The sequence below is a fragment of the Brevibacterium aurantiacum genome, from assembly GCF_003932995.1.
GTDB classification, from domain to species: domain Bacteria; phylum Actinomycetota; class Actinomycetes; order Actinomycetales; family Brevibacteriaceae; genus Brevibacterium; species Brevibacterium aurantiacum.
In genome coordinates this window covers 475,775-501,795 of the sequence record NZ_CP025333.1, presented here as the reverse complement: position 1 = coordinate 501,795, position 26,021 = coordinate 475,775, and the positions used below count along the sequence as shown (strand labels likewise).

Annotated in this window: 23 protein-coding genes and 1 riboswitch; of the genes, 16 read left to right on the top strand and 7 right to left on the bottom strand. The window is 63.5% G+C overall.

The window, feature by feature from the left end:
• Nucleotides 1-92: 92 nt before the first annotated feature.
• From CXR25_RS02255 to CXR25_RS18585, 5 genes are all read left to right on the top strand, one after another.
• Nucleotides 93-593: a helix-turn-helix domain-containing protein gene (locus tag CXR25_RS02255; protein ID WP_009884593.1), complete on the top strand. Its 501-nt coding sequence runs from the start codon at nt 93-95 to the stop codon at nt 591-593.
• A 275-nt stretch (nt 594-868) separates the two neighbouring features.
• The gene (locus tag CXR25_RS02250) at nt 869-1,078 is read left to right on the top strand and encodes a helix-turn-helix transcriptional regulator (RefSeq protein WP_009884595.1); all 210 of its coding nucleotides are present in this window, start codon (nt 869-871) and stop codon (nt 1,076-1,078) included.
• On the top strand, nt 1,075-1,638 hold the full coding sequence (locus CXR25_RS02245; protein WP_009884596.1) for a hypothetical protein: 564 nt from the start codon (nt 1,075-1,077) through the stop codon (nt 1,636-1,638). Before CXR25_RS02250 ends, CXR25_RS02245 begins: the two co-directional genes overlap by 4 nt.
• 228 nt (nt 1,639-1,866) lie before the next feature.
• Nucleotides 1,867-3,336, top strand: coding sequence for an MFS transporter (locus CXR25_RS02240; protein ID WP_241212374.1), 1,470 nt, complete (start codon nt 1,867-1,869; stop codon nt 3,334-3,336).
• A gap of 431 nt (nt 3,337-3,767) precedes the next feature.
• Complete coding sequence (locus CXR25_RS18585) at nt 3,768-3,914, top strand: hypothetical protein (protein WP_164513924.1); 147 nt, start codon at nt 3,768-3,770, stop codon at nt 3,912-3,914.
• Nucleotides 3,915-3,953: 39 nt separating this feature from the next.
• Here CXR25_RS18585 and CXR25_RS02235 read toward each other — a convergent pair whose 3' ends face one another.
• Nucleotides 3,954-5,711 carry an FAD-dependent oxidoreductase gene (locus tag CXR25_RS02235; protein ID WP_125177848.1) on the bottom strand — a complete coding sequence of 586 codons (1,758 nt, stop codon included), beginning with the start codon at nt 5,709-5,711 and terminating at the stop codon, nt 3,954-3,956.
• 77 nt (nt 5,712-5,788) lie between these two features.
• Here CXR25_RS02235 and CXR25_RS02230 point away from each other — a divergent pair, with 77 nt between their 5' ends.
• Nucleotides 5,789-6,742 carry a LysR family transcriptional regulator gene (locus tag CXR25_RS02230; protein ID WP_125177847.1) on the top strand — a complete coding sequence of 318 codons (954 nt, stop codon included), beginning with the start codon at nt 5,789-5,791 and terminating at the stop codon, nt 6,740-6,742.
• A gap of 24 nt (nt 6,743-6,766) precedes the next feature.
• A complete protein-coding gene (locus tag CXR25_RS02225; RefSeq protein WP_125177846.1) occupies nt 6,767-7,636 on the top strand; it encodes a type IV toxin-antitoxin system AbiEi family antitoxin domain-containing protein in 870 nt (289 codons plus the stop codon).
• 28 nt (nt 7,637-7,664) lie between these two features.
• On the opposite strand, the gene CXR25_RS02220 is transcribed toward CXR25_RS02225, so the two are convergent.
• A complete protein-coding gene (locus tag CXR25_RS02220; RefSeq protein ID WP_069599368.1) occupies nt 7,665-8,648 on the bottom strand; it encodes an LLM class flavin-dependent oxidoreductase in 984 nt (327 codons plus the stop codon).
• Between the two features lie 199 nt (nt 8,649-8,847).
• Between CXR25_RS02220 and CXR25_RS02215 the strand changes: the two genes are divergently transcribed.
• The 3 genes from CXR25_RS02215 to CXR25_RS02210 are packed head-to-tail and all read left to right on the top strand — an operon-like array spanning nt 8,848 to nt 10,657.
• Nucleotides 8,848-9,273, top strand: coding sequence for a MarR family winged helix-turn-helix transcriptional regulator (locus CXR25_RS02215; RefSeq protein WP_125177845.1), 426 nt, complete (start codon nt 8,848-8,850; stop codon nt 9,271-9,273).
• Entirely contained in the window at nt 9,266-9,409 is a 144-nt protein-coding gene (locus CXR25_RS18755) for a hypothetical protein (RefSeq protein WP_205677131.1), read from the top strand. Before CXR25_RS02215 ends, CXR25_RS18755 begins: the two co-directional genes overlap by 8 nt.
• Nucleotides 9,410-10,657, top strand: a complete 1,248-nt coding sequence (locus CXR25_RS02210; RefSeq protein WP_206427421.1) for an MFS transporter — start codon at nt 9,410-9,412, stop codon at nt 10,655-10,657.
• Nucleotides 10,658-10,781: 124 nt separating this feature from the next.
• Here CXR25_RS02210 and CXR25_RS02205 read toward each other — a convergent pair whose 3' ends face one another.
• Nucleotides 10,782-11,429, bottom strand: coding sequence for a copper resistance CopC family protein (locus CXR25_RS02205; RefSeq protein WP_009884605.1), 648 nt, complete (start codon nt 11,427-11,429; stop codon nt 10,782-10,784).
• A 33-nt stretch (nt 11,430-11,462) separates the two neighbouring features.
• Nucleotides 11,463-11,978, bottom strand: a complete 516-nt coding sequence (locus CXR25_RS02200; protein ID WP_009884606.1) for a low molecular weight protein-tyrosine-phosphatase — start codon at nt 11,976-11,978, stop codon at nt 11,463-11,465.
• Nucleotides 11,979-12,084: 106 nt separating this feature from the next.
• On the opposite strand from CXR25_RS02200, the gene CXR25_RS02195 reads away from it, so the two are divergent.
• Nucleotides 12,085-14,031 carry a M13 family metallopeptidase gene (locus CXR25_RS02195; RefSeq protein ID WP_069599367.1) on the top strand — a complete coding sequence of 649 codons (1,947 nt, stop codon included), beginning with the start codon at nt 12,085-12,087 and terminating at the stop codon, nt 14,029-14,031.
• Nucleotides 14,032-14,202: 171 nt separating this feature from the next.
• On the opposite strand, the gene CXR25_RS02190 is transcribed toward CXR25_RS02195, so the two are convergent.
• A complete protein-coding gene (locus CXR25_RS02190; protein WP_241212373.1) occupies nt 14,203-15,717 on the bottom strand; it encodes a DUF1684 domain-containing protein in 1,515 nt (504 codons plus the stop codon).
• A gap of 176 nt (nt 15,718-15,893) precedes the next feature.
• Between CXR25_RS02190 and CXR25_RS02185 the strand changes: the two genes are divergently transcribed.
• From CXR25_RS02185 to thiC, 3 genes are all read left to right on the top strand, one after another.
• Nucleotides 15,894-17,255: a M18 family aminopeptidase gene (locus CXR25_RS02185; RefSeq protein ID WP_029417549.1), complete on the top strand. Its 1,362-nt coding sequence runs from the start codon at nt 15,894-15,896 to the stop codon at nt 17,253-17,255.
• Nucleotides 17,256-17,498: 243 nt separating this feature from the next.
• Nucleotides 17,499-17,696 carry a hypothetical protein gene (locus tag CXR25_RS18750; RefSeq protein WP_009884610.1) on the top strand — a complete coding sequence of 66 codons (198 nt, stop codon included), beginning with the start codon at nt 17,499-17,501 and terminating at the stop codon, nt 17,694-17,696.
• A 103-nt stretch (nt 17,697-17,799) separates the two neighbouring features.
• A riboswitch (TPP riboswitch) is annotated at nt 17,800-17,909 on the top strand.
• On the top strand, nt 17,905-19,743 hold the full coding sequence (thiC, locus tag CXR25_RS02175) for a phosphomethylpyrimidine synthase ThiC (RefSeq protein WP_009884611.1): 1,839 nt from the start codon (nt 17,905-17,907) through the stop codon (nt 19,741-19,743). It overlaps the preceding riboswitch by 5 nt.
• A gap of 134 nt (nt 19,744-19,877) precedes the next feature.
• Here the strand turns inward: thiC and CXR25_RS02170 are convergent, their stop codons facing one another.
• Both CXR25_RS02170 and CXR25_RS02165 read right to left on the bottom strand, forming a co-directional pair.
• A complete protein-coding gene (locus CXR25_RS02170; RefSeq protein ID WP_101598383.1) occupies nt 19,878-20,870 on the bottom strand; it encodes a TAXI family TRAP transporter solute-binding subunit in 993 nt (330 codons plus the stop codon).
• 16 nt (nt 20,871-20,886) lie between these two features.
• Nucleotides 20,887-23,109: a TRAP transporter permease gene (locus CXR25_RS02165; protein WP_241212372.1), complete on the bottom strand. Its 2,223-nt coding sequence runs from the start codon at nt 23,107-23,109 to the stop codon at nt 20,887-20,889.
• Between the two features lie 317 nt (nt 23,110-23,426).
• Between CXR25_RS02165 and CXR25_RS02160 the strand changes: the two genes are divergently transcribed.
• On the top strand, nt 23,427-24,197 hold the full coding sequence (locus tag CXR25_RS02160; protein ID WP_101557125.1) for an amidohydrolase family protein: 771 nt from the start codon (nt 23,427-23,429) through the stop codon (nt 24,195-24,197).
• 93 nt (nt 24,198-24,290) lie between these two features.
• Complete coding sequence (locus tag CXR25_RS02155; RefSeq protein ID WP_125240349.1) at nt 24,291-26,021, top strand: ABC-ATPase domain-containing protein; 1,731 nt, start codon at nt 24,291-24,293, stop codon at nt 26,019-26,021.

The window sequence follows — 26,021 nt, the reverse complement described above, 5'->3', positions numbered from 1 at the left end:
GATAGATGCATCAGTTACCGAATGACGCACAGACGAGGACAGGAGACTTTGAGGCCTGTTGCGTTTTTGGTGTTTAGCGTAGAATTGAAGCCATGAACGACTACTGGTTGACAACAGGCGAGACGGCGAAGAAACTTGGCGTCTCGCGTCAGCACGTCGTCGATCTGTGCAACCGCAATGAACTCAGCTTCGTAAAAGTCGGCACTCATCGCCGAATTCTCGACTCCTCGGCCCGGGCCCTGATCAAACCGCCCCTCACGCGCGAGCAGGAAAAATCGCTCTGGCTGCACCGCGCACTTTTGGCGCACCTCATGCTTGACCCGCAAAAGGTCCTGAAGGCAGCACTGACGAACATTGAGGACTGGAAGACGAAACACCGCACCGACGGCATGACGACTCAGTACTTGGAGCAATGGGAGCGAGTCATCGACAGCGGCGTCGACAATGTCGCCGGGGTACTTACTGGGACTGACGACACCTCGAAGGAGCTGCGGCAGAACAGCCCATTCGCAGGCGTGCTTTCGGACGGGGAACGCCAAATGGTTCTGCATTCATTTCGTGAACACTGGAACCAAGAACACGACGCCGCATGAATCGCCAAGAGCTCGCGCACATTCTCCGAGCCGCCTGCCGCATCACTGGCGACCAGGACGTCCTGGTCAACAGCAGAGATGTGCACTACTGAGCGACAAGCATTCCAACGTAAAGAAGAGGATCAGCAGCCTCCTCTCGAGCTATTCCGTTTAGTCACCTGCGGCACCGGCTGCGATGTTCAAATGTCAAAGACTCTTGACATAGCAATGTCAAAGATGTTTTACTTTTTATGTAAAGCATCATTGACATTGCGTAATGAACGTCGGGAGGCGAAGTGGAAGTTCAGACCTCGAGCCTCAAGCAGGTCCGCAAATCAGCCGGACTCACACAGGCTCAGCTGGCCCAGCTCACGGGCGTATCCCGCCAGACCATCATCGCGACCGAACGCGGCGACTATGCACCCAGCGTGTACCTTGCCCTGCGGATCGCGAAGGCCCTGGCCACGACAGTCGAAGAGATCTTCTCGCTTCAGGAGGAATCATGAACAGCGCGAACAAGAACCGCAAGACCAACGAGCTGGCCGACAGGTTTGCCGGACTCAACGACCCATCCATCGGAGATGAGCGCGAACGCGATGTCATCTTGCGGGCATACACATTCGGGTCGATTGTCTCGGTCTACGTGTTCTTCACTCTCGGACTGCTCTTCGCCGTGATCGGAGCCGGACTGTGGACGGTGCCCATCGTCCTCGGCTCAGCGGTCATCAGCATCGCAGTATCGAGCTACTGCAAGCGCGAGGGAATCGACTTCACATCCGCCGCAGCACGGGTCGCTCCCAAGCGCCTCATCCTCTCCCAGCTCGTCTCCGCAATAATTGTCATCCTCTGGCTCATCGCCATCGTCTTCCACCAGACCACCGGACATCCGCTCATCGATGTCGGCCTGGGCACGATGCTCGTCAGCTCGAGCAGCACGTCGATCATCATCGGAGCAGCCGTCGGCGGCCTCATTACCATCGTCATCATGACGATCTCCCGTCGACGCAAGATCAGGCAGGCTCAGCTCGAGGCCGTCCGAATCGACGAGATCGAAGACGAGGACTGAGCGACTACGACAACCCAACGGGAGCCGCCGAGGTGCACGACCACCTCGGCGGCTCCCGTTGGGTCCTGGGATTTTCTCTCGCTTATGAAAACTTCTGAGAACTGCTACATTGATGTCTGGCCATTTGGCCATCATGCGCTTCGATGACACGACACGCGAAGACCCTTCTGGGCACTTCTGACACGGCACGGTCGAGCAACAACACCCGCCGACATGTCAGGAGAACTGATGACCTCATCTGTCCAAACCCGCCCGCGATCCACAGGACGCGCAGGCTGGATGATCGCAGTCGCCGCAGCCGCCGCGTTCCTCGCCACCTTCAATGAGACGTTCCTCAACGTCGCGTTCACGCCGATCATGTCCGACTTCGGCATCAACGTGAGCAGCGTCCAGTGGCTGACGACCGGATACCTGCTCGTCGCCGCAGTCTTCGTCCCCGTCGCGAACGTCCTCTACCACCGCTTTCCCACGCGCACGCTGTTCATCAGCGTCGTCGCGATCATGGTCATCGGCTCCGTCATCGGCGCACTCGCCCCGACCTTCGGCGTCCTTCTCATCGGCCGCCTGCTCCAGGCCATCGGCACCGGCCTCCTCACGCCCATCGGCATGAACATCACTCTGGCTGTCTCGCCGCGGGAGAAGCTCGGCATGAACATGGGCATCATGGCCGCCATGACCACGCTCGGGCCCTCGCTGGCCATCGTGCTCTCCGGCGCACTGCTCACCATCGCCCCGTGGACGACCCTGATGTGGGTCTTCGGCGGCCTCTGCGTCGTCGTGCTCATCGCCGGCGCCATCTTCCTGCGCACCGTCGCCGAGCTGGGCCGCCCCGTCCTCGACATTCCATCGTTCCTGCTCGTGGCCCTCGCCCTCGTCGGCATCCTCTACGGCGTCACCGCGGCCTTCGGCGGTTCTGCCCTGATCGCTGGTGGTGCCTTCGTCGTCGGACTCATTGCCCTGTGGCTCTTCATCGTCCGTCAGCGCCGCATCGAACACCCGCTGCTCGACCTGCGCCCCTTCTCCAGCAAGCCCTTCGTGCTCGGCGTGATCATGACGATGCTCGGCCTGCTCTTCGTCTTCGCCATGAATGTCGTCATCCCGCTCTTCCTCCAGGGTGCACGCGGCATGGAACCCATGGGCGCCTCGATTACGCTGGCACCGGGAATCCTGCTGACCGTGATCCTCGGCCCCGTGGCCGGCCGCCTCTTCGATCGCCATGGCGGCAAGTGGTCGATCCCGTTGGGCTTCCTCGTCATGGCCGTCTTCGTCACCCTGGTCGGTGTGGCCGCCGGCGGCACGTCGATCCTGCTGTTCGGCATCCTCTACATCCCGGCCGTGCTGGCCACCGCGTTCGTCATCGGACCGGCACAGACCTTCGCCCTGTCTCATCTCGACCGTGAGACCAGCCCGCACGGCGTCACCGTGGTCTCGACGAGCTTCCGGATCGCCGGCTGCGTGGGCACCTCGCTGGCCGCAGGACTCTACGGCGCGCTCAGCGGTGCTCGCATCGATGCTGGCGCCGACGATCTCGATGCGCTGCTCACCGGGTTCCACGGGTCCGTCGGGCTCGTAGTGCTCACCTCGGCGATCGGCATTGTGCTGGCGATTGTGGCGTACCGGTCGGTGCGTGGCGGGGGCTCGGGTGTGCCGGCGGCGGGGGCTGCTACGCAGCAGGAGGAACTGCCCGCGGTCCAGTAAGCGCCGCTCACCTCGCACCATCAGCGCCAAATCACCCTTTTGCAGTGGGGTGTTTTGGCGCTGACTGTAGGAGCAGCAGAGTCGGTGCCAACGTCCTCATTGCACCTCAAGGCAGCGAAGACAACGCCGGTAATGCCGATAACGCTATCGATACAGCCAACGTCGTCAGTACATAGTGCGACACATTCTTTACTCAATGAACCTTGTCGGTTACTGTAGTTCCCGGCGCTATTCCTGCGCTCAAAGCCGAGCACACTAGCGGAGGAGTTTCCCGGGCACCCACGAATTGGGTATTCGGTGGTGTGATCAACGTGGAATCAGTTATCTGGAGCGCCATCACCCTCAGCTTCATTATCGGAATGCTGTCGAAAGCATTACCTCGAGTTCCGGACGCGGTCGGGGGCACCGCATGGGGAGCCACTGCACTGGCAGTGACCGCAGCTCTCTTCATCAAAGACACCGCCGACACCAACATCGAGATCGTCGGGCTCGGGCTCCTCGCCACCTTCCCGGCCTTCCTCACCGGCTTCACCCTGATCAGCCTGGTCGGAGACTGGAAGCGCGAGCTCACCGCCTGACAGCTCTGGCGGTGAGCTCGCGGACCAAGGAATGCCGCTTCACTCCACGAGCTTGCCGACCTCGCTGATCTCCTCGACTCGCATGAGTTCGGCGACCTCGGGATCGACGACCGGAATGCTCTCCTTCACAACCCCAGTCGAGGGCGACCACACGAGGTTGACCTGCAGGTTCTCATCCTGCTCGGGGTAGTCGCTGCGGTTGTGGCAGCCGCGGGTCTCCCTGCGTTCGAGCGCGCATTCCAGCGTCGCTCGAGCAGCCAGCACCGAAGACTTGAGGTCGAAGGCGTGCGAAAGGTCGGAGAATCCGGCGATGTCGGGGTGGATGCCGACCTCGCTCATGCGTGCTTCGACCGACGCGAGCTTCTCGAGCCCTTCGGCCAAACCGGCCTCATCGCGGACGACTCCGGCATGCTCGGTCATGAGGTTGCGGATCTCGCGCTGCAGAGCTCTGACGTTCTCTGTCCCTTCGGAGGACAGGAGATCATCGATCTCGGCCCGCGCCTCGGCGATGGCAGATTGCGACCGCACCTGCGCCCCCAGCTCAGACGAGTACGCGATGGCGGACTGACCGACGATGCGGCCGAAGACGAGGAGTTCGATGAGCGAATTGCCGCCGAGGCGGTTGGCCCCGTGCAGCCCGGACGAGGCCTCGCCGATGGCCCACAGGCCTTCGACGTCGGTGCTGTGCTCGACCGGGTCGACCCACACCCCGCCCATCGAGTAGTGCGCGGTCGGGGCGATTTCGATGGGGCTGACGGTGATGTCGAGCATCTGCGTCTCCATCATCGTCTGGAACACGCGCGGCAGGCGGTCCATGATGGTCTCGCGCGGCAGGTGGGAGACGTCGAGCCAGACGCCGCCGTTCTCCGTGCCGCGGCCCTCGGCGATCTCGGTGTAGGCGGCCAGGGCCACGCGGTCGCGGGTGGAGAGCTCCATGCGTTCGGGGTCGTAGCGTTCCATGAACCGCTCCCCCAGCGCGTTGCGCAGAATTCCGCCCTCACCGCGTGCAGCCTCGGAGACCAGGGTTCCGGCGGCGTTCTCTGGTTCGATGATGCCGGATGGGTGGAACTGGACGAGCTCGGCGTCGCGCAGGCGGGCTCCGGCCTCGACGGCCAGGCGGAAGGAGTCGCCGGTGTTCTCGTCGCGGCGGGAGGATGTGCGGCGCCAGATCCGGTTGTGGCCACCGGCTGCGAGGATGACCGCGTCGGCATGGATTCGGTAGCGGGAGCCGTCGACGATGTCGAAGCCGAATGCGCCGAAGACGCGACCGTCGGCGACGAGGAGTTTGGTGATGTAGACGCGGTCGAGGATGGGGACGTTCAGGGCCTCGGCACGATGAATGAGGGTGCGCTGGATTTCGAGTCCCGTGTAGTCGCCGGCGAAAGCAGTGCGACGCCAGGTGTGGGCGCCGAAGAAGCGCTGCGAGATCCGACCGTCGTCCTCCTTCGCGAAGTCCATTCCGTATCGCTCCAGGTCAGCGATTCCCTGTTCGGCTCCCTGGGTGACGATTTCGACGGTGCGGGGGTTGGCGAGGTCATAGGATTCCTTGATCGTGTCGGCCGCGTGCTGCTGCCAGGAGTCGTCGGGGTCCATGGTGGCCAGGGCCGCGTTGATGCCGCCGGCGGCCAGCGAGGTGTGGGCGTCGTCCTTGGGTCGCTTGCCGACGGCGAGGACGTCGGTTCCGGATTCGGCGACTTCGATCGCGGCGCGCAGGCCGGATCCGCCGGTTCCGATGACCAGCACCGAGGTGGAGATCGTGTGTTCTTTGGTGCGGGCATTTCCCTGTGTGGTGTTCATGCATTCCACGCTAGGCTCGGACACTTCATGCGTCCAATGTATTGTTTCGCTCAACTCGATAGCGATACGCTATGGGTATGAATTTGGAACAGCTCGCGAGCTTCGTCGAGGTCGCCAACACCGGTCATTTCACGAAGGCCGCCGCCACACTTCACCTGGCACAACCGTCGCTGAGTCGGCAGATTTCGACGCTGGAGAAGGAGCTCGGCTCCGAGCTCTTCCATCGCGCCCATGGACACATCAGTCTCACCGCCGCGGGCGAGACTCTACTGCCGAGCGCCCGACGAATGCTCGCCGACGCCGAGGCGGTCCGCCGTGACATGGATGAGCTCGCCGGACTGCGCAAGGGTCGCATCCGCCTGGGTGCGACCCCGACGCTGTGCGTCAGTCTGGTCGCCGAGGCGATCAGCGGTTTCCATCACGAGCATCCCGGGGTTGAGCTCGAGCTCGTCGAAAAGGGTTCGCGGGAGCTCATTGAGGCCCTAGGCGCCGGTGAGCTGGACCTCGCGCTCATCACGCGGACACTGAGCCCGAGTGCGCAGATGCCGCGGCTGCGGATGCAGGGGGTGCTCAGTGAGGACCTCGTGGTCATCGCCGCGGCAGAATCACCTCGGGGCGGGGCTGCTTTTCTGCCCGGTGACACGGTAACTTTGGCGGACGTTGCCGCACTCCCCCAGGTGCTGTTCCATCACGGATACGATCTGCGCGAGGCCACCTCGGCGGCCTTCGATGCGGCCGGGTTGGCGCCGAACATCGTCGTCGAGGGAGCCGAGATGGACGCAGTGCTGCGCTTCGTCGAACGCGGACTCGGGGTCGCGATCGTCCCGGCCATGGTCCTCGTCGACCGCCCCCGGCTGACCTCGGCACAGCTGCTGGAGCCGAGCCTGTCACGCACGGTCAGCCTCGCCACCCGAGCGGACGTACGGCCGACCAGGGCCGCCTCGGCGATGGAGACAACGATCCTCTCGACCGCGAGGGTACTGGCCGAAGAGGATGCCGGTCTGGCTGCGCATGTGCGGCTGGTGGGGTGAGGCATATGCACCGAAAGTATCTATATGAGATACAATTGGTGTATGTCCAAGATGGTAACTGTAGCGCTGGATCTCGCGTCCGAGCAAGGTGGCATGCTGACAACACAGCAGGCCCTGCGTCGGGGCGTGTCCAGACTGGCGCTCAGTCGTCTCGCCGATCAGGGTGTGATTGAGCGCCTCGCTCATGGTGTGTACGCCACCGCCGAGGGTGCGTTCGGGAAAAATTCAGCACTTAAAGCGGCCTGGCTGTCACTTGACCCCCATCGCTTCGCGTTCGAACGCATGGAGGACGATCCAGCAGGATTCACAGTCACTCATCGGTCTGCCGCAGAACTGTGGGGCATCGGACAGCTCATTCCCGACAAGATTGAATTCGTGTCGACTTCGCGAAAGCGAACGAGGAGGGAAGACGTTCGTCTCCGGCGACGCGCGATCACCAGCGACGACATCACCATAGTTGAGGGTCTGCCGTGCACAACGATAGAGAGAACGATCGCAGATCTCATTGACTCTCACGAAGATCTCTCGCTAGTCGCCGACGCGTTCGGAGACACTACATTCGGCAAGGTCGACTTTGACCGGCTGCGTGCACTCCTCGATCCCCTTGCCCACCGAAATGGCTACGAGAACGGATCAGACTTCGTTCGGTTTCTTATGTCGGACTCCGTCGAGTTCGAACGCAGCGTTGTAGCTTCAATGCTCTCTGGTCCGCTCAAACCGCTGATGGACTCATTCCGCCCGCAACTGCCCCACCTAGTGCTGAATCCGCCATCATCACCAGCCTTCAAAAAAGCGATGGCCGACATTGCGAAACAGGCGAGCCTGGAGGAATTCCGTCCCCTGGCACAGGCACCCCTCGACAATCCGAAGGGTGCCCAACGAGGGGATCGCTGATGGTTGAGACCGCCAGTTTCGAACCGCTTCAGAACCAGGCGTCAGCGAGCAGCTTGAGGGAACGCTCGGCCGTTGCAGGTTCGTAGGCGTAGGTGACGGTGATGAGCTCGTCGGCGCCGGTGCGCTCGACGAACTCCGACAGTTGACGGGTTGCGGTCTCAGGTGAACCGACCGCGCTGATTCGAAGCATCGGGCTCTCACCGCCACCGGCGAGTTCACTCGGGTCGACGGGCGGCTGGAGATGACGGCGGCGACCGCGGCCGATGTCGGCAAACATCTGCTTCACTGTCGTGAACTCGCGCTCAGCCTCTTCGTCTGTCTCGGCCACCAGCACATTGATCCCAGCCATGACGTAGGGCTTGTCGATCTGTGCGGTGGGAGCCTCGGTGGTGAAGGATTCGCGGTAGACGCGGATCGCGGCATCGATCTGGTCGGGTGCGAAGTGTGAGGCCAGCGAGAACGGCAGCCCCAGCTGACCGGCGATCGCGGCACCGTTCGTCGTCGACCCCAGCACCCAGATGGGGACCTCGGTTCCGACAGAAACAGCGGATTCGATCGGCATCGTGTGAGCCTTGCCCTCGGAGCTGAACCAGCCCTGCATGTCATAGATGTTCTGGGCAAACGACTGCGGTTCAGCCGAGGAACGGCTGAGCGCCTGCGCTGTCATTCCATCGGTGCCAGGCGCGCGGCCCAACCCCAGATCGATGCGATCGCCGTGAATGTTGGCCAGTGTTCCGTACTGCTCGGCGACCATGAGCGGTGCATGGTTGGGCAGCATCACTCCGCCTGACCCCACACGGATCTTCTCGGTCACCGACGCGGCTTGGGAGATCAGCAGCGCCGTCGCGCTCGCGGCCAGTCCCATGGTGTTGTGGTGCTCGGCGAACCACAGACGGCTGTAGCCGAGCTCATCGGCCAGGCGTGCGGCCTGCATCGAGGTGTCGATGGCTTCACTGGCGGTAGATCCTTCGCGGATGGGGACGAGGTCGAGAATATTCAGTGGAACGGACAAAGCGATGCGGCCCTTCGTTCGAGAAAGTAGAAAGATCAGTTACCAGGGACAACAGCGGCTCGACGTAGTTCTATTCCGACTCTGCTGTCCCGTTGTAGTCACGTTGCTGGTCCGTGCGGCTTAGCGCTTCCCGTGCCTCTGTGACCGTTCACTCCGGAATAGGCAAGTAGATTGATCAATTTGTTTGTACAATGAGGTAATGCCCGATCCGAACCTTGCTGCCGAGTTCCGCAGCGCGCTCCGTCCACTCATCCGTCGTTTCTACGCGGAACGGACGACCTCCCGCGGGAAGTCCGGCATCCTCATTCACCTGAACGAACGGGGCCCTGCCACGGCATCCGAGCTCTCAGTAGCAGAGCGGATCACTCCGCAGGCGGTCGCCGTGGCACTGCGCGAGCTGGAAGAGCTGTCCTATGTCACCCGGGCACGAGACGACGTCGACCGTCGCAAGGTCCGCGTCCAAATCACCGAGACGGGGCGCAGCGCTCTCGAGAGCGAACATGAGGCCGGTACTCGGTGGTTCGCCGACGCGCTTGTCGAACATCTCGATGCCTCCGAGCGTGCGACACTGTCGGCGGCAGTTCCCGTGCTGCGCAAACTCATGCAGGAGTCCGTGGATGAGTGAGCCTCAACCAGGCGGTCGACTGCTTCCCGCGCTCGTCTATGCGGCACTGTCGACGGCGGTCGTCAGCTCGCTGGGCATGCTCCTCGTACCGACGATCTCGACAGAATTCCATGTCTCGATCAGCGCCGCACAATGAATGCTCACGATCAACCTGCTCGTCGGCGCGATCGTCACCCCGGTGATGGGCCGCCTCAGCGATGGCCCGCATAAGAAGAGACTCCTCGTCGGTGCTCTCACCATCATCCTGGTCGGCTCGGTGGTCGCCGCACTTGCCACCAACTTCGCCGTCTTCCTCATCGGGCGCGCCCTGCAGGGACTGAGCTACGGCATCGTACCGATGACGATCGCCCTTGCCCGCCGGTATCTGCCTGTGGAGAAGAGCACGCGCGGCATCGCCAGCCTGTCGGTGACCGTGTCGACGGGAATGGGCATCGGGTACCCCCTGACGGGACTCATCGCGGGATCGCTGGACTACCAGTTCGCATTCTGGTTCGCAGCACTCTTCGTCGCCACAGCCATGATCGTCGTCATCGTCGCCGTCCCATCGGGACCGGACACCCAGGCACCGCGAGTCCGCTTCGACGTGCCCGGTGCGACAGTGCTCGCCTTCGGACTCGCGGCACTGCTGCTCGGAGTCAGCGAAGGAGAGACCTGGGGGTGGGCGACCCCGGCGACCCTGAGCTGCTTCGCGGTCGCGCTCGTCCTGCTCACGATCTGGGTCCTGCTGGAGTTGAGGGTCAAGCATCCGCTCATCAACCTTCGGGTACTCCGCAGCCCGGACGCACTCGTCGCGAACCTCACGGCCATCACGCTGGGCACAGTGATGTACATGGTGCTGTCGATCGGCAGCATCATCGCGCAGGCGCCGAGCGAAACCGGCTACGGTGTCTCCCTGCCGGTGTTCTCGGCCGGCTTCGTGATGCTTCCGTTCTCTGTCGGCAGCTTCCTCGCCAACCGTCTTGTGCGACATCTGACGAAGCGGATTCAGATGACGACTCTGCTGCCGCTGGGCGCGACTCTGGTCACAGCGTCATCGGTGCTGCTGCTCTTCGCTCACACCGAACTCTGGGAAATCCTGATCGGCATGTTCGTCGTCGGGATGGGCGTCGGCACCACCTATGCCGCGATGCCAGCCCTCATCGCCCGCAGCGTGGCAACTGAGGAATTGGGCAGTGCGGTCAGCTTCAACCAGGTGCTGCGCACCGTCGGCGGCTCCTTCGGCAGCGCGATCTCCGGGGCGGTGCTCGCCGCGCACCTGGGTGCAGATGGTCACCCGAGTGGGGACGGCATCTTCCTGGCCCTCGCGATTTCAGCGATCGGGTGTGTCGCGGTGCTCATCGGCCTGCTCGCCGACCGAGCGCGCGGCAACCGTACAGCCGCCTGACGCACGCGCGGCCAGGCCAGCGCGTCCACGCCGCACTACCAGCACAGAGCGGGGCCCCGGAAGTTCATCACTCCCGGGGCCCCGCTCTGTGGATTACGTGCCCTGCACGCATCACGTCACAAACTCAGTCGCGCTTCGGACCGTCTCCCGAGTCGTCGTTCTTGGTGCCGGGCAGGCCCTGGGCCTTGCGGCGCATGAGGAGGACGACGATGACGATGATGGCCAGGCCACCAACAGCGAGCAGCACGATCATCGGGGTCGACATGCCGGAATCGCTTCCGGTCGATTCGCCGATCTCGCCGCGCTCTTCGGTGTCCTTGCTGGGCTCGTCGACGACGCCGCCGCCGAGTCCGGCCTGCGAGGACTGCTCGACCGAACCGCCAGCGCCCTCGGCGTCAGCGATTGTGAAGTCGAAGTCACCGGAGATCGGGTGACCGTCCGAGGACACCACACGCCAGGTGACCTTGTAGTCGCCGGGCTTGAGGTTGTCGGGCAGGGCCACAGTGAGCTTCTTGCCGTCTACGGCGAGCTCACCAGCGGAAACGTTCTTGCCGTCGATGACGACCTTGACCTCTGAGCCGACCTCCTGGACCTCACCGGAGAAGACCATCTCAATCCATTCCGGCTGCTGGTCGACCTTCGATCCATCCTCGGGATTCGAGGAGACGAGCTGGTCGTGAGCACTGGCCGGGGCAAAAGCAAAGACACTCAAGGCAGCCACGAGCAGGGCGGCGAAGCCGAGCTTGAGGGCGGACCACGTGGTTCGAGTCATGTCAGTTTTCTCCTTCAACAATTACCTTCAGTATCACCGAGTCTGCTCGGCCAAAGAGTGCAGATAGTCTGTGATTCCCGGCACGGACATTTCAATTGTCTCAAGAGTTTCTTCGAATTTCTTCAATTCCCCTGCCCACGGGTCCTCAACGTCCGGCGCCGGGGCATCACCGGTCTCGCCTGGAGTCACCCGGGGATCGAATTCGCGCAGCATACGCAACCGCGGACGCACCTCGGCGGGGAGCTCTGCGATGAGGTTCTGCAGGGCACGGTAATGCCTGCGGGTCATCGCGATGGCCACGTCACGTTCGGACAACCACTCGGACGTGATCTGCCGGGCGACATGATCATCGGTGCGGTAGCCGGCCGTGGCCAGCACCCGCGCCTGGGTGGGGTCGATGGGGTTGCCGGCCTCTTCATCACTGATGCCGGCCGAGTCAACAACAGCCTCGGCGTCGTTGAGCTCCAGATGATGCTGAAGCACACGTTCGGCCGTGACCGAACGACAGATATTGCCCGTGCACACGAACACCACGGATGCCATCTTCATACGATTCTCCTGCTCGATCCGATACCCACAACTGTCGCGGGCCACCAGCGAATCCGCACCGGTGACACCTGGCCATTCTGTCTACTGATCACGATACTGTTGCACCATGACTTCTGAAACATCGAACGCCTCGGCGCGCCCTCAGGACGATCTGTTCCGCCACATCAACGGCGAATGGATCGACACGTTCACCATCCCCGACGACCGTGCCGGCGACGGCGCCATGCGCGAACTCTTCGACACCGCAGAGACCAAGGTCCGCGACATCATCACCTCCGTCTCCGACGCCCCGCAGGAGCCGGGCAGCGAAGGCCAGAAGGTCGCCGACGTGTTCTCCTCGTTCATGGATCTCGACCAGATCAACTCACTCGGAGTCACTCCCCTGGACTCCTCCTTCGCCGCCATCGACGCTGCCGAGGACAAGTCCGAACTGGCCAATCTCCTCGGCCGCCTCGAGGTCGAAGGCATCGGCGGCGTGCTCGGCGGCTACGTCACCGCAGATGCGAAGGACTCCGACATCTACGCCCTCTACCTCGACCAGGCCGGGATCTCCCTGCCCGACGAGGACTACTACTTCAACGACGACCACGCCGAGGTGCGCGTGAAGTTCGTCGAGCACGTGAAGAAGATGTCCGCCCTCGGTGGGATCGGCACCAGGAGCAACATCTCCGACGCCGAGGTGGCCGCCAAGGTGATGGCGTTCGAAACCTCCCTGGCCCGCCACCATTGGGACCGGGTCGCCTGCCGCGACGCGGAGAAGACCTACAACAAGGTCACCCTTGATGAGCTGCGCAAACTGGGTCCAGGCTTCGACTTCGACTCCTGGTTCTCCACCCTGACCGCCGATGCCGACGACGAGCTGACCTACCTGGTCATCGGCCAGCCCTCCTTCGTAACCGGCATGGCCGAGGAGTGGGAGCGCACCGACATCGAGACCATCAAGATCTGGCTGCGCTTCTCGGTCCTCTCCGCCACAGCCTCGCTGCTGACCGATGAGATCGTCGAGGAGAACTTCGACTTCAACGCCCGCACCCTCTCGGGCACCCCTGCCCTGCGGGAGCGCTGGAAGCGCGGTGTCGGACTGGTGCAGGGCCTCCTCGGCGAGGCAGTGGGCAAGCTCTACGTGGCCCAGGAGTTCCCACCGGAGGCCAAGGACGCCATCGACCACCTCGTCGAAATGCTCATCAAGGCCTACGACAAGTCGATCAACGAGCTCGACTGGATGAGTGAGGAGACGAAGCAGAAGGCCCTGGTCAAGCTCTCGAAGTTCACGCCGAAGGTCGGCTACCCCGAGGTGTGGCGCGAGTACCCGGCCGCGATCGACTCCTCCGATCTGGTCGGCAACGTCCGCCGCTGCGCCCGCGCCGAGCATGCGCGTCAGATCAAGCGCATCGGCAAGGAGATCGACCGCACCGAATGGCTGATGACGCCGCAGACCGTCAACGCCTACTACCACCCGGTGATGAACGAGATCGTCTTCCCGGCCGCGATCCTGCAGCCACCGTTCTTCGACGCCGCCGGTGATGTGGCGGCGAACTTCGGTGCCATCGGTGCGGTCATCGGCCACGAGATCGGGCACGGCTTCGACGATCAGGGTTCACGCTATGACGGCGACGGCAACCTCGTCGACTGGTGGACGGCCGAGGATCGGGAGCGTTTCGAGGAGCGCACCAATGCGCTGATCGCCCAGTACGAGGCACTTGTTCCCGCCGGTCTGGACGAAGCGCAGCACGTCAACGGCGCGCTGACCGTGGGTGAGAACATCGGCGACCTGGGCGGACTGTCCATCGGCTGGAAAGCCCTCGAGTTGGAATTGGGACGGGTGCCGTCAGCTGATGAGGCCGCGACGTTCTTCGAAGCCTGGGCCAAGGCCTGGCGGGCGAAGATGCGCACCGAGGAGCGCGTGCGTCGGCTGAGCATCGACCCGCACGCTCCGGAGGAGTTCCGCTGCAACCAGGTAGTGAAGAATATGACCGCCTTCCACGACACCTACGGGGTCACCGAATCCGACGGCATGTACCTCGCCCCCGAAGAGCGCGTCACCATCTGGTGAGATCGGCACGAAGGCGCAGCGTGTAGGCGCAGCGTGTAGGCGGGCTTCATCCCGGCAACCCGAAGGGCGCTGGGCAACCTTTAGCGGGGTTGCTCAGCGCCCTTCGGGTTGCTGAGATTCGGGCTCTCGGCTCATTCGGCTCATTCGGCGTGTGCGTGTGCCGCCGAGTCCTCAGCGGTGCTGGCGGATGAGGCTGACCACGCGGAAGTCGAACTCTTCCCAACTGTTGATCGGGGCATCGGACTCCATCGCGGCTTCGAAGTCCTCGATCTCAGCGAAATTCGACTCCAGCGGAATGTCATAGGGCATCTCGATGTAGAGGAGTCCGCTGGCATCGGTGTGCACGACGTCGAAGCCGGCGTTCTGGGGCGCGAGCTCATTGTTCATCACGATGAGCAGCTTGCCGTCCGTGCCCGCGTACTCCTGCTCGATGCCGTCGACGTACCCTTCGGATTCGCGCAGTTCACGCTGCGCCCGGATGACGAACTCCGCATAGGCGCCGATGCCGATCACCGGGATACGAGAAGTCAGTGCCTCGGTCGCGACCTTGATCAGGCGCGACCGTGCCTTGCGGGACAGTGGGGTGACGTCGGCTCCGGACATGGCGACACCGTCGAAGCCGACCAGCGACAGAGCGCTGTGTTCGTGGTTCGGGTTGAGCAGCGTGATGTCGAGCCCGAACCGGTCATACCACGGCCGGGTCACCTTGGCGCTCTCCTCGTCCCACCACACATAGAACAGGAACGGCACGTTGATGCCGGCTTCAGAGAAGTAGAACGGTGGTGTGCGCTCCCCCGCGGTGACGTCGAACGGAACGACGTTGCCCTCGATCGGGGCCGGGCAGGTGGCGAAGGCGGTGAATGCGAACGGGTAGTTCACGGCCCGGTTGAAGTCGACGACCAGTGAGCCGTCATGGTTCGGGATGCCCAGGTCGAGGGTTCTCCACGCGGGTGTTGAGACGCCGTTCGTGGAGTCGTGGAAGTCCAGCTGCAGACCGCTGGCCGGGTTGCCTGTGGCCAAGAGCGTCACCTCGCCTGCCTCGCTGGTGAAGGTCACGGTTCCGACTGCAGGGGTCTGGACCTGCAGGTCATCCTGCGCGGTGTTGATCGTGTGCACTTCGGGCTTGTCGAAGGGAGTGAACTTGGCGAGGAATACGAAGTTGGGGTTCGGGTCGAAGACGGGAACTTCGAAGAACTTGCCCAGCAGCGGCGATTTGGAATCACGCACCCGGATCCCGATTCGGCCGGCACGGTCGATGAGTTCGTAGAGCACACTGCCGACGGTGAACCACTGGAGGGACCCACCGGTGGGCAGCTTCGCGCTGAATCCGTTCTCTTCCACGCGCACCTCCGGCCCTGAGATCTCTGGGATCTTCGGCAGGACCGTGGTGTCGCTCAGCACCGAAGCCGAGCTGGAAGGAGACGCATCATTGGTGTTCGGGCCCGCCTCGGCGGACTTGCTCATGAGGTCGAAGGTCGCGGCAGCAGGACCGGCTTTGGTCCCGGGTTCAAGGGCCACGCTGACCCAGCCATCGTCATCAATGGTGAAGGTACCGGGAGCCTCGGGCCAGGTCGTCGTCTCTTCGAGCCAGTGCAGACCGGACACGCTGAGCCAGCCGAAGGGAGTCGCCAGTGCCGAGTTCCTAGAATCCCTCCAGGTGTTCCATTCGGTCACGAACTGGTTCACTTCGAACACTCCTTGCATTGCGTTACTTCTCGGCGCTGGTACTCGGGCGATGGACGACGAAGTCCGAGCGGTCGATGGCTCCTGTGACACTGGCCCCTCCCCCGCCGCCGTGTCGACGCGGATTCGAGAACCAATGCCCTTGTGGCCAAAGCTACCGCAAACGATAGGCTGTGGAAATGAGTACATCGCCCGTGAGATCACGTACGAAAACCCAGGTCGCAGCCGATCTGACAGACTTCATCAGTTCTTCTCCCAGCTCCTATCATGCCACCGCGACGGCGGCTGCACGATTGGAGGCCGCAGGTTTCTGCCGACTCAATGAGCGCAAGGTCTGGTCTCTCGAGCCAGGTCAGGGCCACTATGTCATTCGCGACGGTGCGATCATCGCATGGCGGACTCCAGCAGGCAAAGCCGATGCCGCCGAGACTGACGCGAGTGAACAGTCCGATAACTCGGGTGGACGCCTCACCACGATTCCCGGCTTCCGCGTTTTCGGTTCTCACACGGACTCCCCAGCCTTCAAACTCAAGCCCGGCGATGAGTTCACCACCGAGGGAACCCGCCAGATCGGCGTCGAGATCTACGGCGGCCCGCTGCTCAATTCGTGGCTCGACCGGGAACTGGCACTGGCCGGGCAGCTCAGTCTCGCCGACGGCTCCGTCATCCTCGCTCAGACCCCGCCGATCGCGCGCATCCCGCAGCTGGCCATCCACCTCGACCGGCAGGTCAATGACGGTCTGACGTTGGACAAGCAGCGCCACACCACTCCGATCATCGGCCTGGCAGATTTGGCCGAAGCCGATGTCATCGAGATCCTCGCCGCCTCCGCCGAGGTGGATCCTGAGCAGGTCGTGGGACACGACGTCTACACGATCCCCGTCCAGTCCCCAGGGCTCTTCGGTGCCCAGGAAGAGTTCTTCGCCGCGCCGAGGTTGGACAACCTGCTCTCCGTCCACGCCGGAGTCAATGCCCTGGTCGACGTCGATGCTGCGTCCTTGGATTCCATCGCGCTCTTCGCCGGATTCGATCATGAGGAGATCGGGTCGAACTCGCGTTCCGGTGCCTGCGGGCCGCTCCTCGCTGACGTCACCGAACGCATCATCGCCTCCCTGTTCCCGGGCTCGACGCGCAGCGAGTACCTGGCTGCACTGGCCTCGTCGATATGCGTATCCTCGGATGCCGGGCATGCCGCCCACCCGAACTATCCGGAACGCCACGACCCTCATGTCCGCCCCCGCCTCGGCGGTGGTCCGCTGCTCAAGCTCAACGCCCAGCAGCGCTATGCCACGGATGCCGTGGGCACCGCGGCCTGGTCACAGGCCTGCGCGGCGGCCGGGGTCGAGTACCAGAACTTCGTGTCGAACAATGCGATGCCCTGCGGGTCGACGATCGGCCCGCTGACCGCGACCCGCCTGGGCATGACCACCGTCGATGTGGGACCGGCACTGTACTCGATGCACTCGGCGCGCGAAATGGTCGCCATCAGCGACGTCGTGGCCCTCGGGGCCGCAGCGACGACCTTCCTGCAGGGCGCGTAGCCGCGCGGCACACCGGCCACTCAGCGTCGATCGGGGCGCTCCGGCCGCGCATCGTCGATCGGGACGCCTCGGCAGCCGGCCGGCCGCGGGGCGGACGCGGGGTGCCTGAGTTGGGTGCCTGAGTTGGGTGCCTCGGCGGCCCAGCGCTTCGCCCGCCGAGCGCCTCGGCCACCGCTCACTTCGCCAGCCGGCCGGACGCTTCGGCAGTCGGAGCCTCGACAGCCGGACCTTTCGGCGAAACGAGTGGTCGCTTCGTGCGAAGAACTGCTCTCGATCATCGCCGCGGTCGAAAAACTCGTCGCCCTTGACGACTTTTTCGACCGCGGCGATGATCGAGTCGCACCGACCCCTCACCGTCGATCGCGACGCACCGAACACTCAGCGTCGATCGCGACGCACCGGCCGCGCATCGTCGATCGGGGCGCCTCGCCCGCTCACTGACAGCGGATTATTCTTAACTGAATTCCCAGGTCAGCGCCTCAGTTCGAGGTGTCTGCGCGGCACTGCGGGTTTGTCCCGGCGCCGCTGGGCGTGATAGAAGTTGCACGACCCCACGGGAGCCTTCTGAAGAGGCTGAGATCAGGCTGAAACCGCCTGAGACCGTAGAACCTGATCCGGTTGATACCGGCGTAGGAAGTGAGGACTGCAGATGACTGCATTCACCCCTGAAACAACCGACCACACCACCGCTGTCTCCTCGGCCGAGGAGCACCCGGACACGTTCTCCACCGAGGAGCACCCAGACGCCTTCTCCACCGAACAGTACGCGACCCACTCGCAGGCGTGGATCGAGGACGCCGAGCACGGAATCCGCGTGCCTGTCACGCGCATCGAACTCGACGACTCGAACTCTCGGCCAAATGAGCCCGTCCACGTCTACCGCACCTCCGGTCCCGGCAGCATCCCTGAGCAGGGTCTGCCTGCGCTGCGCTTCCCCTGGATCGACTCGCGCGTCGACACCGAAACGTATGAGGCGCGCGGACATCTCATCGCCGATGACGGCCGAGCCGCCGTGCGCCGCGGCGCTCCCTCCCAGCAGTGGCAGGGCCGCAAGCCGGTTCCGCGTCGAGCCAAGGCCGGCCGCACGGTGACTCAGATGCACTACGCCCGGCAGGGAATCATCACCCCGGAGATGCGCTTCGTGGCGCTGCGCGAACAGTGCGATGTCGAACTCGTCCGCTCCGAGCTCGCCGCCGGACGCGCGATCATCCCCAACAACATCAACCATCCCGAATCCGAACCGATGATCATCGGCAAGGCCTTCCTCGTCAAGATCAACGCGAACATCGGCAACTCGGCGGTCACCAGCTCCATCGCCGAGGAGGTCACCAAACTCCAGTGGGCCGCGAAGTGGGGTGCCGACACCCTCATGGACCTCTCCACCGGCAACGACATCCACACCACCCGCGAGTGGATCATCCGCAACTCCCCGATCCCCATCGGCACCGTCCCGATCTACCAGGCACTCGAGAAGGTCGACGGCGATGCGAACGCGCTGACCTGGGAGATCTACCGCGACACCGTCATCGAGCAGTGCGAGCAGGGCGTTGACTACATGACCGTCCACGCGGGAGTGCTCCTGCGCTACGTCCCACTCACTGCCGATCGGGTGACGGGCATGGTCTCGCGCGGTGGTTCGATCATGGCCGGCTGGTGCCTGGCCCACCACAAGGAGAACTTCCTCTACACCCACTTCGACGAGCTCTGCGAGATCTTCGCCCAGTACGATGTCGCCTTCTCCCTGGGCGACGGACTACGCCCAGGCTCCATCGCCGACGCCAACGATGCCGCCCAGTTCGCCGAGCTCGACACCTTGGCCGAGCTGACCGAGCGCGCGTGGACCCACGACGTCCAGGTGATGGTCGAAGGGCCCGGGCACATTCCACTCCACCTCGTGCGGGAGAACGTCGAACGCCAGCAGGAACTGTGTCACGGCGCTCCCTTCTACACCTTGGGTCCGCTGGTGACCGACATTGCGCCGGGATACGACCACATCACCTCGGCGATCGGGGCAACAGAGATCGCACGGTACGGCACAGCAATGCTCTGCTATGTCACGCCGAAGGAGCACCTGGGCCTGCCCGACCTCGACGACGTCAAGACCGGAGTCATCACCTACAAGATCGCGGCCCACGCAGCGGATCTCGCGAAGGGCCACCCCGGGGCCGGCGACCGTGATGATGCGTTGTCGAAGGCGCGCTTCGAGTTCCGCTGGCGCGACCAGTTCGCGCTCGGCTTCGACCCGGAGACCGCCGAGGCGTTTCACGACGAGACGCTGCCCGCCGAACCCGCGAAGACCGCACACTTCTGCTCCATGTGCGGACCGAAGTTCTGCTCCATGCGCATCTCCCAGGACATCCGCGACACCTACGGCAGCGCCGAAACCCAGGCCGCGATCGCCGGAATGCAGGACAAAAGCCGCGAGTTCCTCGCCGCGGGAGGGCAGGTCTACCTCCCCGAACCCACCATGGGCCCACCCCAGGGGTGAGGGGAGGGGGTGCCGGGCTGGGGCGACTGTGCTAACAGCTCGATCTACGGAAAACAGCCCAGCTTTGAAACAGGGCTGTTTTCTGTAGATCGAGCCTAAACGGAGGGCACTGCCCCGCGACCCTCCCCACTCCCCTACTTGTTCAGCTCATCCAGGGCGTTCTGCGAACCGGGGTGGAGCGGGATCGGATCGGGCGCCTCGGCGGTGTCGAGGTTGATCTCATCTGCGGCCGCATGGACCTTCACGAGGTCATCCTTCTTGTCGTAGATGAGCGTCGTCAGGGCGCACGCGGTGCCTTCGTCCATGTCGTTGCGGACCATGAGCACGTTGGGGGTGACGATGGTCTTGACCTCGTCCACGCCCTTGTACGTCTCGCCGGGGATCTCGGCCACCTCGTAGACGGGGTTGATCTCCTTCATCGGATCCTCGAGGTCGGAGATGTCGAGGATCTCCACGTCCTTGCCGTTCGAGGTGAACAGGTCGGTGACACCGGCAGTGGGCAGGCCGCCGGACCACACCATGCCGTCGATCGTGCCGTCCTTGAGACTGTCGACGGTCTTGGCCAGGTCGAGACGCTGCTTCGTCACGTCACCGTCTCCCAGTCCGGCGGATTCGATGAGGCGGTTGGCGATGACCTCGGTGCCCGACTTCGGCGAACCGGTGGAGATCGTCTTGCCCTTGAAGTCCTTGATCGACTTGATGTTCGCCGACTTCCGCACGACCACGTGGGTGTAGTTGTCGTAGATGCGCGTCAGCGCCGAGATGTCCTCGGCCTCCTTGAAGTCCGCGTCACCGGAGACCGCGTCGGCGGCGGTGTCGGCGAGGGAGAACGCGATGTCGAAGTCGCCCTTGGCCAGTTGCTGCAGGTTCTGCACGGAGGCACCGGTCTCGGCCGCGGTGGCCTTGAGGTCAGTGTTGTCGGAGATGATCTGCGCCAGACCGCCGCCGAGGACGTAGTACACGCCCGTCGAGTTACCTGTGGCAACCGTGATCTGCCCTGAGGCCGCGGTGCAGTCGCCACCTCCCTCGCCTGCCGGTTTGGCTTCCTGCTTACCGCCGCATGAGCTCAACGCCAGCACCGCGGCAACGGCTGATGCCGTGATTGTGAACATCCTTGTTCGCTTCATGGACTTCGTCCCTTTCTCAGTTGGACTCGGCCAGAGATCCGGTCGAGCGTGTTTCGGTGGATCCGATATCGCTGGTAGTCGCCGAGGTGGTCTTCGGTTTGCGACGCAGCAGCAGGTGGACGATGACGGCGAGGATGAGAGCGGAGAACCCGATCATCATCGACATGGGCTGGAGGTAGAGCAGGGCTCCTGCGGCGATGAAGCACAGGATGCGCTCGGGCCAGCCCGCACGGCGGATGATCCAGCCACCGGCACCGGCGGCAAGTGCGGCCACGGCGAACGCGGAGACGAGCCCGGTCCACACTGCGCCGATGAACCCGCCCTGGGCCACGAGGCTGGCACCTTCGGGGGTGAAGGTGAAGGCCAGCGGGACGAGGAAGGCAGGGATCGCATACTTGCAGGCCTGCCACATCGTTGCGATGACCCGACCGCCGGTGATCGCTGAGGACGCGACGGCCGCGAGAGCCGTCGGGGGTGAGACCTCGGACAGGACCGCGTAGTAGAAGATGAACATCGCGGCGGCGGCCTCGGGGACACCGAGTGAGATCAGCGCCGGGCCGACGATGACCCAGCTGATGATGAACGAGGCCGTCACAGGCACTGCCAGGCCGAGGATGGTCACGGCAACGGCAGCGAAGATGCAGGTGAAGATGAGGACCGCAGTCGGGTCTGTCGACAGTGCCTGCGCACCTTTGATGAGGATGTCGGAGATGACTTGGCCAAGGCCGGTCTTCGTGATCGTTGAGACGATGATGCCCGCGGCCGCACATACGCTGGTGACCGGCAGGACCGAACGGATGCCGGTCGACAGCGCCCCGTAGAAGACGTCCCAGACCGCTTTGAGGATGGTCTTCGGCTCGCCGAGGCGGGAGAGCACGATCTCGATGATGCCGAAGCCGATCCCGACCAAGGTGGCGTAGACGACGGCCTTGAAGGGTGCCATGCCCATGGAGAGGAAGACGACGATGATGCCCAATGAGATGAAGTGGTAGAACCCCTTCTTGAGGATGGGCCACGCGCGCAGGCCTGGGGGCGGCGTGTAGTCGACCTCGATCTTGCGGGAGTCGATCTCGATGGCGAGGAAGATGCCCAGGTAGTACAGGAGGGTCGGGACCACTGCCCAGAGCAGGACGAGACCGTAGGAGACGTTGAGCAGCTCCGCGATGATGAAGGCTGCGGCGCCGAGGGTTGGGGGTGAGAGGATCGCGCCGATGCCGGAGGCGGCGAGCATTCCGCCTGCGTTCTCCTTCGGATACCCGGCCTTCTTCAGCACCGGCCAGGTCACGGCGCCCAGTGAGACCGCTGTGGCTGTGCCGGAGCCGGAGACCGTACCCAGAAGGAAACCGGAGAGTGCGACGGTGCGCCCGGGTGCGGCCTTCGATTTCTTGAATAGGGAGAAGCTGAGGTCGATGAAGAAGCTGGCTGCCCCGGTCTTGTCGAGGACCGCACCGTAGATCGTGAAGAGGACGATGTAGGTGGCAGCGACGTCGAGGGGGATGCCGTAGAAGCCGGAGGCATCGTTGTAGAGGGCGTTGACGATCTGATCGAAGTTCTGGCCGGCGTGGGAGCCTGGCCAACTGACCGGAATATAGGCCCCGTAGTAGCTGTAGAGGAAGAAGACGAGGCAGAAGATCGGCAGGATCAGGCCCGTGGTTCGCCGTGTTGCCTCGAGAACGAGGAGCAGGAGAACTCCGCCCATCATGACGTCGAGTGAGGTCAGCGAACCCTGCCGGTTGAGGAACTCGTTGAAGCCGCCGGAGAAGAAGGGCAGCACCGGGTAGGCACAGGTGAGGAACGTGAGGGCGACGAGGACCCAATCGATGATCGAGGGGTTGTCGTTCGACCGACGCTTCGCCTTGGTTTGGCCGGCCGTCTTGGGGTTGCCAGCTGTCGTGGCGCTGTCGACCGTGCCGGTGCTATCGACAGCCTCGGCAACCTCCGCTGCTTGGTCTGCGACGTCGGTCTTGCGTCCGAATCCTGGCCGATAGCAGATGAAGACGAGCGGTAGGACGAATGCCAGGAACCACATGAGGTAGTACTGGTTGCCCTGGGCCAACGGGAAGAAGACCTGTTTGAGTACGAACAATGACACGACGAAACACACGATCCCCACACCGAGGTCGAGCCTGCGGGTCAGGGTGCGCTGAGGAAGTTCCTCATCGTATTGCGCGATCAGTTCGTCGACGTTCGTCTGCGGAAGCGGATTCGCAGGCGGCGCCTCGGAAGGTCGTCCGGACATCGTTGTCCTTTCAGATGCTCGGGCCGAAAAGCTCAAGCCAATTTGTTCAGGGCCTGTTGTGAACCACCTCACAATATACCGAGCGTCCGCTCGCCTTCTTCTCTCGCGTCCCGACCTGTGGTCATATTGTCGAGATCGTTACCCGCAGTGCCGATAGGTGGGACTAAGCCTTAGTTCTCACGGCAATGCACCCCATCTCGTCGCAGGGCACCCCGACACAGGCCGGGACTCAGCCATTCGAGTTTCACTCTTGCCGACCGAGTGGCCACCCTTTGAGATGGAACGTAGCTTGCCGGATACGGGGGTAAATTGGGGCCATGAATTCTCCGACTCCGGTCTTCGACGCGCACCTGCACATCATCGATCCCAAACATCCCCTGGTTGAGAACAACGGCTACCTGCCGGATCCGTTCACGGTCGAGGACTACCTGATGCGCATCAGCGGCCTGGGCATCGCAGGTGGAGTCGTCGTCGCCGGATCATTCCAAGGTTTCGACCAGTGTTACCTCGTCGATGCCTTGAGCACTCTTGGGCCCGACTTCGTCGGCGTGACCCAGCTTCCGACCGATACCTGCGACGAACGCATCCTCGAACTCGACCGCGACGGAATCAAGGCGCTGCGCTTCAACGTCGCCCGAGGAGGCTCCGCGGTCTTAGACGACATGGAACACATGGCGCGCCGGGTCCATGACCTCGCCGGATGGCACTCTGAGCTCTACATCGATTCCCGCAGCATCGACGACGACCTGGGCGAGCGCATCGCCGGACTGCCTTCGGTGAGCATCGACCATTTCGGCATGCACCGCGACGGACTGCCTGCGCTTCTGCGCTTGGTTGAACGGGGTGTGAAGGTGAAGGCCACAGGTTTCGGTCGTGTCGAACTCGACCCGGCCACCACGATGCGAGCAATCGTCGACGTCGATCCTTCGGCACTCATGGTGGGCACCGACCTGCCATCGACCAGGGCACCTCGACCGTTCGAGAACGCAGACTTCGACATCATCCGAGACACCCTGTCACCCGACGAGCTCACCGCAGTGTTCTGGGACAACGCCGCCAAGTTCTACCTGGGACGCGCACGCGACTGACCCTGCGGCATGCGTGTAGCCGACCCTGGTGAACGCACCCAGCACGGGCTGACTCTTGGCCTGCGTTGACCTCTATCAAGTAGCATTCCACGGATGAACTCCCCACGATCGAATCTTGCATCCACCCTGCACAACCTCGATGGCCGCAGCTACGGAAACTACAAGCAGATCCGCGGCAGCTACGAGTTCGGGCCGGTCACCGTGTTCATCGATCGAGTCCAGGTCGACCCCTTTGCTTCCCCGTCGAAGGTCCGAATCAGGATCAACCGCGCCGAGGCGGGGTTCCCCACTGACATCACCACCGAACGGGCAGATCGCATCGCCGCCTCTGACTTCCTCTTCCGCGTCGGTGATTCGTTCCTGCACCGCAACGACCGGCGCTCGATCATCCTCGGACGTCCGGGCCAAGAAGTTCTTGAGCGCACCAATGTCGTCATCGACGATGACGGCTTCGAAGCTCGCCTGCTCGTCAATCTCCCTGCTCGCGGCCGGCGCATCCTGGGCCATCAGGCAGCCGACATCCTCACCCGCGATGTGCCCGAGCTCGCTCAGGCCATGTTCGTTCACTCCAATCTGCGCGCTGATGGCCTACACGAGCACGTCCAGCTCCACCGGGATCAATTGGAACTGCAGAACCACCTCGGCGAGGAAGGGCTCCTCGCGTTCATCGGCAACGATTCGATCCTGCCGAGGCGTTCGGGAGACTCGGATCTGCCCATGGACTCTCACGCTGTGGCGTTCACCAGCCCCACCTCACTTGAACACACCGTCACGCTCTCGAGCGGACGCAGCCTCACGGGCATGGCGATCCCGCATGGCGTCACCGTCATCGTCGGCGGCGGGTACCACGGCAAGTCGACGATCCTGCGTGCTCTCGAACGCGGCGTCTACCCGCACATCGCAGGCGACGGACGCGAATGGGTCATCACTGAACCCAGCGCCACCTCCATCCGGGCCGAGGACGGTCGCGCCGTGACCGGCGACGACATCTCGCCCTTCATCAACAATCTCCCATCCGGCACTGACACAGGATCCTTCACCACAACGAATGCGAGCGGCTCGACCTCGCAGGCGGCCAACCTCGTCGAGGCTGTTGAGGTCGGTGCACGTTCACTGCTCATCGACGAAGACACCTCGGCGACGAACTTCATGATCCGCGATGAGCGCATGCGTGCGCTGATCCCGGCCGACCGCGAACCCATCACACCGTTCGTCGACCGCATCCGCCCGCTGTTTTCCGAACGAGGGGTGTCCACGGTCTTAGTCGCCGGTGGATCGAGTGCGTTCTTCGAAGTCGCCGACCACGTCATCGCCCTCGACGCCTACGTACCGCAGGAGGTCACCGAGAAGGCGCATGAGCTCGTCGGTGTGAACCCGGCAGATTTCGCGCGTACGAGCCCAGCCGGCTCAGGCGATGACAAGTCCGACTCAGCCGGTGGCAGCAGCGACACATTTGCAACGCCTCGGCCCCGAATACCGACGGCAAAGGCACTGCGCCCGAGCTCGAAGACGAAGTCAGCGAAGGCGAAGGGCCTCGGCCAGGTCCAGTTCGGCAAGGCATTCATCGACCTCAGCGCCGTGTCTCAGCTCGTCGATGTGCAGCAGACGGCGGGCATCGCCGAGGCGCTGGAGTACATGGCAGAGATCTTCGACAACCGGACCTCACTGACCGAGGCGCTGGCCGAGATCGACGACATGCTCGATGCGCAGGGCGTCGATGGCCTGACCGGCAACCGCGACCATCCGGGACATGTCGCCCGACCGCGAGCCCAGGAGATCGCGGCCGCTCTCAACCGCTTCCGGGGGCTGCAGCTCGTCGAATGA